The organism is Amorphus sp. MBR-141, from assembly GCF_053628695.1.
Map to the genome: position 1 here is coordinate 1 of NZ_JBRJGW010000058.1, position 8050 is coordinate 8050.

Sequence of the window (8050 nt, forward strand, 5' to 3'; positions counted from 1 at the left end):
TGGTCACCTTACCCTGGCGCCGTGTCGGCACATCCGCCGGCCCTAACCGCCGGACTCTAACTCTACGCCCCGGCCACCTCGATGGGGCAGGCCAAGCCCCGTCGAGTTCGAGCAACGAGCTATGTTAGCCCAAATGCGTGTCCGAAAAACCGGCAGCAGGCCAAACGCCGGCAACGATGTCCGTGCTGCACAAGGGCCATGGACAGCCCGCGTCGGGTCCGCAATTTCTGACGCGGTATGATTAGTGGAAAATGTAGCCTTGAAGCGTGTGCCCGAGCTCCGTGATCAGCCTTTCGCTCGGCATGTTCACCATAGGCGGTAGCTTCAGAAGGTAGCGGGTCAAGCCGAGGCCAAGCAGTTGCGTCCCCACGAGGGCCGCCCGCTCGGCAGGGCGGTCGGGAGCAACTTTTGCAATGGTTGGCAGCACCTGTCCCGCAAACACCTCACGCATCCGCGTGGCAGCAACCTCGTTGGACGGTGCGGAGCGGAGCAAGATTTGCAGTCCTTTGCTGTCCCCTTCCCAGACCGATAGGTAGTGGCGCACCAGGGTCTCCCCTACGGTCTCCCGCTCCACCGTCGTAAGGTCGGGCAGATTGAGGCTGAAGGTCGCAACTTCGGTGAATAGCGCCTCCTTGCTTCCGAAATAACGCAGCACCATAGCTGGATCGATTTCGGCGGCAGCGGCTATGTCGCGCACAGAAGTTCGCTCATAGCCGTTCGCGGCGAAGAGGGCTGTGGCAGCTTGCGCAATTCTGGCCTTGGTGCGTTCGAACTTGCGTTGTTTGGGTGGGGGTTGCATTCGTTCCGGTCGGCGATGGTTCCGATGGTAGAGCTGGCGAGCGCTTCGTGGGGACCTGCTCGGGACTATGTCATTGACTGCGAGCGTGTCTCGACAGAACCGTTGGTGCAGCCGAAGCCGTCACCAACGGAAACAGCGCGGTCACCATGCCCACGAAGCGGGGAACTCGGTGCCGTCTCTCAGTCGCCAGAAGCCACAATAGCACAGAATACGTGGCTTCACCGAACAACGTCGACGCGGATCAGGGAAACTGATCCGGTCAGATCCAAACACACGTCCAGACCCCCATCGCCGCAGGAGCGCGCATCGAGTGTGTCGTGCAGGCCGGCGAGACACGTCCGATTCGCCGTTTGAGCCGTGCGATTACAATGTTGGATCGTGGGCTTGATCGCGCCCCATCGCCATGGGTGGAGCAACGCTGCATCCAGTTTCATACCGGCCGGCCATCAAGTCATCGATCGTTGACTTTTTCGCAGCGGGGATTTATCCGATCTATCCCGGCGCAATGAGCGCGAGCTTGGGGGTAGAGATCATGATGAATTTGCCCGACATGGTGGACGTCCTCGTTATTGGCGCAGGGCCGACCGGCCTCACGCTCGCCGGCGAGCTGCGCCGGCTGGGCGTGAACGCCCTCGCCATCGAAAAGCATGCGGAGGGTGCCAACACATCCCGCGCTGCCGTTGTGCATGCTCGCACTCTGGAGGTATTGGAGCCTCTGGGCGTCACTCCCGCTCTCCTTGCCCAGGGCCTCAAGGTCCCCGTCTTCAAAGTGCGCGAAGGCGCGAAAACCCTTGCGACGGTGAACTTCGACAAGCTGCCATCCGCCTATCCCTTCGCCCTGATGATTCCGCAAGACTGGACCGAATCGATTCTCCTGGCGCGTCTCAAGGAACTTGGCGGCGATGTGTTGCGGCCGGCGGAGGCGACGGCCCTGCGGCCCGCCACGGATCATGTGGAAGCGGATATCCTGCACAAGGGGAAGACCAAGACGGTTACCGCGAAATGGGTGGTGGGCTGCGACGGCTCGCACAGCCTTGCGCGGGTCGCCGCCGGTGTGGACTTCGACGGCGGCACCTACCCGCAGGATTTCATCCTGGCGGACACCCATATGGCTTGGCCCATCAGTCGAGACGAGGTGACGTTGTTCTTCCATTCTGAAGGCTTCGTCATGGTGGCGCCTCTTCCGGGTGCACCCGATCGCTACCGGATCGTCGCGACGGCCGACGAAGCCCCGGCAACGCTTGATGTTCCTTTCGTTCAAAATCTGCTTGAGACGCGCGGCATCGGCAGCGATGTGCAGGTGCGCGAGACCATCTGGGCCTCGCGTTTCAACATCCATCATCGCGTTGTCTCGACGCCGCGGGCCGGACGGATTCTTCTGTGCGGGGACGCCGCCCATCTGCACAGCCCTGCGGGCGGGCAGGGTATGAATACCGGCATTCAGGATGCGGTGACACTTGCACCCCATCTCGACGAAGTGCTTCGCACGGGCACCGAAGCCGACATCGATGCTTGGGCATCCGCCCGTCACGATGTGGCGAAGCGAGTGGTCGGCCTTACGGATATTATGACACGTGCGGCTGCGGTGTCTTCGCCCGTCGGACGCATGGCCCGAAACGCGGCCATGTCATTTGTCGGTCACCTCCCCTCCATCCGCCAGGCGCTGGCGCGCGAGTTTGCGGAGTTGGACAACGCCTGACCCTTGAGGTCGCGTGGAGTCTCGATAAAGGGGTCCCCAGTGAGGTCGAGACGGCTGTTGGGGGCCTAGACGCTAGATCAGCGGGCGTTCAATCGGCATCGATTGAACGCCCGCTGATCGCTTCCAAAGTGCTGGAGCATCTTATCCGCGTCCAATTGCGGCATGAGATCAGGCGGAGTCAGTCAGACGGGCCGGCAAGCCGGCTTGACGCCGACCTTTGCTCCCTCACCCGGGCCTTCGACCCGACCTCTCCCACAGGGAGAGGTCGGGTCGAACCGGCGGCTGAGCAGAGGCCAGCAACATCTCGCCTCACTTGGCAGTTCCAGTCGATCGAGAGCAATTCCCGTCATCCATGACCTCCAAATCTTGGAAATTCATGGGTTCAGACGTCGCGATAAAACGCAACTGCAATGCTCGTTCCAATGGCACGGGTCGGCCGAGATGGTAGCCCTGGGCATAGCCGACACGCAGTCTGCGCAGGCAATCGAGTTCGGGGCCAGTTTCCAACGCCCTCCGCGATGATCGAGCTATCCGTCACCTTCGCGAAGCCGCCGAGCGCTGCGATCATGGCCTGCTGGACCGGATCGCTGTCGATCCCGCGGGTGCGGCTCATGTCGAACTCCATCAAGTTCGGCTCCAGTTGGAAGATGTGTCGAAGACTCGAATGGGCTACGAGCCCGTCGTCACAGGACATCGTCTCTGATGGAAATGTTGTCGTCTTCGTGATCGAAATCTCCTTCGTAAAATGAACTGGCCCCGCCGCGAGGGCGGGGCCGATTGTCGTCAGCGGGTCCAGATCAGCACCTGCTTGCCGTTGCGCTCGATGAGGTTGGCGTAGACCGGTGCCGGAAAGCTCGGGTCGTCCAGTTTCACGGCGAGGTAGCTGTTGCCGGCCTCGCTGGTGCGGGTCCAGGCCGCGCCGATCTCGGCGGTGCCTGCCGTCACCCGGAAGTCCGGAGCGGTCTCGCCGCCGCTCTTGGTGGGCGTCAGCGCCACCTTCGCCTTGAAGGTCAGGGTCTGGATGTCGCCGGTGTAGCCGCGCTCGGTCTTGGTGAAGGTTCCGATGGTTGCCATGTCATTCTCCTTTCGGTGTGTTTGAGGCCGCGCTCCTCGCGACCTTTCCATGGCTCACCGTCGGTCCCGGTCGAGGCTGGGCCCTGCACCGGAAGGGCGGAAGCGAAGCGGACGACGGCACGCGCCGACTTATCTGTTCCGCGCGGAATGACCGAAGGTCAGGGGAGAAAAGTCGAAGCACGCCGTTGCCGGGCACGGCGCCGGGGCCAGGTCCGCCATGCAAAGGAAAGGACGCAGGGAGCGACGATGCGCCTGGCGAAAGGAGCCATGGCAACCGGACCCTTGGTCACCTGATGAAGCGACACATTCGGCATTGGGAAATATGAGCGAATGGCCAGGTGGCGGATGCTCGGGAGGCAACGTGGCGAAAGGACGCTCCACCCATTCCCGCAAGAGGAACGGACCCCGCTGCAACGGAACAGGCCAGGTCATCACAACAGTGTCGCGGTGAATGACGCCCGTCTACGATGGCCGACCCATGCGCACCGAGATCACAACGCAGATCGGTTTCCGGGGCCGGGAACGCCTTGCCGAATTCTCAGCGACTGCGGCCACGACGGCATCGCCGCGCGGATTGGAGCGGGAGATCCGAATGTGGCTATTGGTTGGTCGGCATGTCGTCGACGTCGACCCACACCACGGTGACGGCCCGACCGGTCGCGTCTGCGATGGCTTCCAGGTGCAGCCGATAGGCGATCTCGTCCAACGCCGTCTTTGGCCTGACCAGCACGAGCTCTGTCGGGACGTGGCCGAGCTTCTCGGCATACAGCCAGTAGCGGCCGGTCAGGTCCCGGATCCGCTCGGCCACGGCCAAGGCAATCGGATTGTCCGGATCAAGGTCGGACAGCGCGGTCTCGATTGCGATGCGGTCATTGGGGTCCCAACCGGGTGCTGCCGATTGGCGGAGGCGGTCGGTCTCGCGACGGCCATGTCGTGCCGCGATGCCCCGGGCGTCCTCGATGACATCGTCGGGCAGGTCGTCTTCTGCCAGAATGGCAGCAGCCGCGACCTCGAGCCCCGCTTGCTCATCCTCCGTCAGGAGGTTGGTATTCTCGTCAATTATTCGCAATATATCTTCGTACTTTGTGTATGATTTCAGCATTTCCATCAAAAGTCGTTGTTAGTGTTACATACATTATAACAAAATATCCTATTCTTTTGGATAAAATCAAAGTCGAAAACCTACTCCGCCTCACGGGAGGGCGGCAGTTCAATGCGACAACCCATCCAGTTCTCGGGGCGGACGTCGTTAATGGAATCGTCACGGCGTCTGAATTCATCGATTTTCAAGGGCACATAGCCATGTAGATCGATTTAAAGTAACTCATCGAATGACGAAGCTTTGAATGTATGCGATTTTGATGGGTATGAGCCTTCAACGGCAGCCACGCTTAAAATTCCTCATGGAGAAGGTGCCGCCGGGTTTCCTGGTGGACACCCCCTGGCTCAAGGCCCGGGGAATCGACGCCAAGTCGATCCACGACTACGTGTCGCGGGGAAGGCTGGAGCGGGTCATCCGGGGCGTCTATCGCCGCCCCTTGCCGGACGGCGTAAAGGTTCAGCCCGCTGTCCCATGGGACAGCGTCCTTCTATCCCTCCAACAGGTCATGAATTATGACGTTCACCTGGGAGGCGTGAGCGCGCTCGAGCAGGCCGACGGAGCACATTACCCGCCGCTCGGTGGAACTCCGCGTGTTTATCTCTATGGCAATGTGCCGACCTGGCTGAAGCGGCTGCCCAGCAACGCACAAATCATCGTGCATCGGCGCACTCTATTCGGTGACGACAACACGGGCATCATCGACGTCGATCGCGATGTCCAAATAGGCGGCTCGGCTGTGAACGTCAGGTGCTGGCCGATGACGATGTCATCTCCAGAGCGGGCGGTGCTCGAGGCCCTCGACGAGTTGTACAATGAGACCAGCTTTGAGCACCTGCACAGGATCTTCCGGAGCCTGACGGAGCTGCGGCCGAAGCAGTTGATGACACAGCTCATGGCCTGCCGCACCGTAAAGGTGCGACGTCTGTTTTTCGTCTTTGCCGATCACCATCAGCATGTCTGGCGCAAGCACTTGGATGTCGACAAGATCAGCCTCGGCTCCGGGCCGCGGGCCCTTGTTGCGGGCGGCAAGTTCCATCCGACCTACCGCATCACCGTACCGAAGGAATTCGTGCCCCAGGACGCTGACGCGGATGCTTGATTGCGATGTGGACCGACTCCGGCTCCTTCGGGCCTCTTGGCGGATACCGCCAATGAGGGGCTGTTCGCCTGAAAAAGGGCGGGCCGAGATCAAGCTGCTCTATCGCGACATTCCGCGCCTGTTGTGGACATCGGCTTCACTCGCCTGCCTATTGGCCAGCGCGAAGCTGAAATGGCTAGTTGCCGTCGAGGACTCCTATGGCGGAAAAGCTTCACACCGCTCGATCGTCAGCGCCCGCGCGATTCCTTCGACATTAACCTCCTGTATGAAGACGAGGGTCTCTCGGGCCCAGTCCGTTTTGAGCCACCGCTCTACGCGGCCACCTGTTCGGTGGCCGCGTCCGCCTCGCCTGAGGCGGCGTCTTCCTCCCCGAAACCGTGCAGGAATTGCACGGCCTGTTGGGCCTTGGAGGCTGCGGTGAAGATGGCGCGGGTGTCGTTCTTGAGGACCTTGAGCCAGGTGGCGACGTAAGACGCGTGATCCGGGCGAGGCTCCAGGCTGATCTCGAGGTCTGCGCAGAGGAAGGCGGCTCCGAGTTCGGCGACGAGCTCCTCGGCGGCATAGGCTTCGCTGCCGAAGCGGGTCTTGAGGACCCGGTCCAGACGGTGGGGGACACCACTCCAGTGCACCAGCTCGTGACAGAGGGTGGAGTAGTAGGCCTCGGCGGGCGTGCTGGTGGCGCTGCCGTGGAAGGCCTCCTTGGGCGGCATCTGGATGTGATCGGTGGGGGGCCGGTAGAAGGCTGCCTCGCCTCCGTGACGGATATCGGCACCGGTGGCGGCGACGAAGGCTTCGGCGTTCACGACCGGCGCGAACCCCTCGCCTGCTGAGGGCATCTCAGCCGGGACCGGCTCCCAGCCGTCCACCTGGTCGGCGTTGAAGACGATGTTGGCGCGGGCCACGCATCGGCGCTCAGGAGATGTGGCATCGGGTTGGTTGGCGGTATCGTCAGGATCGACGGTGAGGTCATTGTAGAACACGGTCGTGGTGCCTTTCTCGCCCTTGCGCACTTGGGCCCCCTTGGCGGTCCACTGGCGGTAGGTGCCCCATTCGGGCCGGGAGAAGCCGCGCGTCTCGGCTGCCACCCACAGGGCGAGGATATTGATGCCACGGTAGGGTTTGCCGGTTGCGATGTTCACCGGGCGGGAGAGAGCTCCGCCTGCGCGATGCCAGGGCATCTGCCAGGCCTCGGTTCCGGCTTCGATCGCGGCCACGATTGTGTTGGTGATGGCGGCGTGCACGTCGGTGCGGGGTTTGGTCGTCTTTGTCATCGGTCTGTCCTCCTTGGGTCTCTCTGGCCGCTGCCTTTCGAACGGCCTCGCGATGGCCTCGAACAAACCGGGGCCTCAGAGCCGGCCGGCGCATCCGAAGGATCGCAACGTGAGAGGAGGACGGCGCAACCGTTGGGCTGGGCGGCGGCCCCGGTCAGAGCTGCCATCTGGGGGCAAGGCCGAAAGACATGCGGGCGTCTTGAGCGGAGAGACGGAGGACGGACCGGTGGGGACAAAGACCGCCGCCGGAGTGCCTGCCACGCCACCCCGACCATTCGGCCGCACCCGCAGCCGGCAGAGGGCGAGGAGGGAGCTATGGCCAGCATTTGGCGCGACCACTTCGGGTGCCTTCAGATTCGCGTCTCTTGGAGGTCCGAAGCTCCGAGTTTCCCTGTCAGAACTTGACCGTCAGCCGGCCGGTTACGGCGTTGTCGGTGACGCCGGATCCGCACTGACCGTCGGAGGCGACGCCCAGCGTGGCGGAGGCGATGCCCATCGACTTGTCCGGCCCGAGCTCGAAGTTCAATCCGGCGCCGATGACAGCCACGTCCCCGACGATCGGCACGCCGGCTTGGATGAACGTCGTGCCGGCGGCAAAGGCGTTGGCGGCTGTTGGATCCAGCGATCCGAAGGCGTGGTGCCCTGCCCCGGTAATTTCGGATCAAAGATTGGTTGAGAGACTACCCTCCGGCATGGACGGAAGATGCGCGAATCGAGGATCACGGAAGAGCGGATGATGTCGATCGTTCGGGAGACGAATCGGGACATGTCGGCGTCTCATGGCTTGCGGCCCGCCTTCGAATTTCGCTCGTCCGCGGTTGTCGCCAAACCGCCACAAGCCGGGGCCCGAAATCTGCCCAGGCTGTGTTCGCGCTCAGCCTCACCTGCGGATCCGCCTTCGCGTCCAGACTCGCTTAGAGTCGGACTCGAAACTCATGGAGCGCGGGCCAGACGTCTTGCGAGGAGCATGACGGAGGCGGCGTGCAGGAAGGCTTCAGCCGAGGCG

8 protein-coding genes are annotated in these 8050 nt (G+C 62.5%); 3 read left to right on the plus strand and 5 right to left on the minus strand.

Annotated elements, in window-relative coordinates; genetic code table 11:
• Window positions 1-241: 241 nt before the first annotated feature.
• The gene (locus ACSSVZ_RS27515; RefSeq protein WP_453974059.1) at window positions 242-799 is read right to left on the minus strand and encodes a TetR/AcrR family transcriptional regulator; all 558 of its coding nucleotides are present in this window, start codon (window positions 797-799) and stop codon (window positions 242-244) included.
• 403 nt (window positions 800-1202) lie between these two features.
• Here ACSSVZ_RS27515 and ACSSVZ_RS27520 point away from each other — a divergent pair, with 403 nt between their 5' ends.
• Window positions 1203-2498 carry an FAD-dependent monooxygenase gene (locus ACSSVZ_RS27520; RefSeq protein WP_453974060.1) on the plus strand — a complete coding sequence of 432 codons (1296 nt, stop codon included), beginning with the start codon at window positions 1203-1205 and terminating at the stop codon, window positions 2496-2498.
• Between the two features lie 518 nt (window positions 2499-3016).
• Complete coding sequence (locus ACSSVZ_RS27525) at window positions 3017-3247, plus strand: hypothetical protein (RefSeq protein ID WP_453974061.1); 231 nt, start codon at window positions 3017-3019, stop codon at window positions 3245-3247.
• 34 nt (window positions 3248-3281) lie between these two features.
• On the opposite strand, the gene ACSSVZ_RS27530 is transcribed toward ACSSVZ_RS27525, so the two are convergent.
• Window positions 3282-3572, minus strand: a complete 291-nt coding sequence (locus ACSSVZ_RS27530) for a DUF736 domain-containing protein (RefSeq protein WP_453974062.1) — start codon at window positions 3570-3572, stop codon at window positions 3282-3284.
• 598 nt (window positions 3573-4170) lie between these two features.
• Window positions 4171-4680 carry a hypothetical protein gene (locus ACSSVZ_RS27535; protein ID WP_453974063.1) on the minus strand — a complete coding sequence of 170 codons (510 nt, stop codon included), beginning with the start codon at window positions 4678-4680 and terminating at the stop codon, window positions 4171-4173.
• A gap of 238 nt (window positions 4681-4918) precedes the next feature.
• On the opposite strand from ACSSVZ_RS27535, the gene ACSSVZ_RS27540 reads away from it, so the two are divergent.
• Window positions 4919-5773: a type IV toxin-antitoxin system AbiEi family antitoxin domain-containing protein gene (locus tag ACSSVZ_RS27540; protein ID WP_453974064.1), complete on the plus strand. Its 855-nt coding sequence runs from the start codon at window positions 4919-4921 to the stop codon at window positions 5771-5773.
• Window positions 5774-6084: 311 nt separating this feature from the next.
• On the opposite strand, the gene ACSSVZ_RS27545 is transcribed toward ACSSVZ_RS27540, so the two are convergent.
• Both ACSSVZ_RS27545 and ACSSVZ_RS27550 read right to left on the minus strand, forming a co-directional pair.
• A complete protein-coding gene (locus tag ACSSVZ_RS27545) occupies window positions 6085-7044 on the minus strand; it encodes an ArdC family protein (RefSeq protein WP_453974065.1) in 960 nt (319 codons plus the stop codon).
• 394 nt (window positions 7045-7438) lie between these two features.
• Complete coding sequence (locus ACSSVZ_RS27550; RefSeq protein ID WP_453974066.1) at window positions 7439-7609, minus strand: hypothetical protein; 171 nt, start codon at window positions 7607-7609, stop codon at window positions 7439-7441.
• Window positions 7610-8050 lie beyond the last annotated feature (441 nt).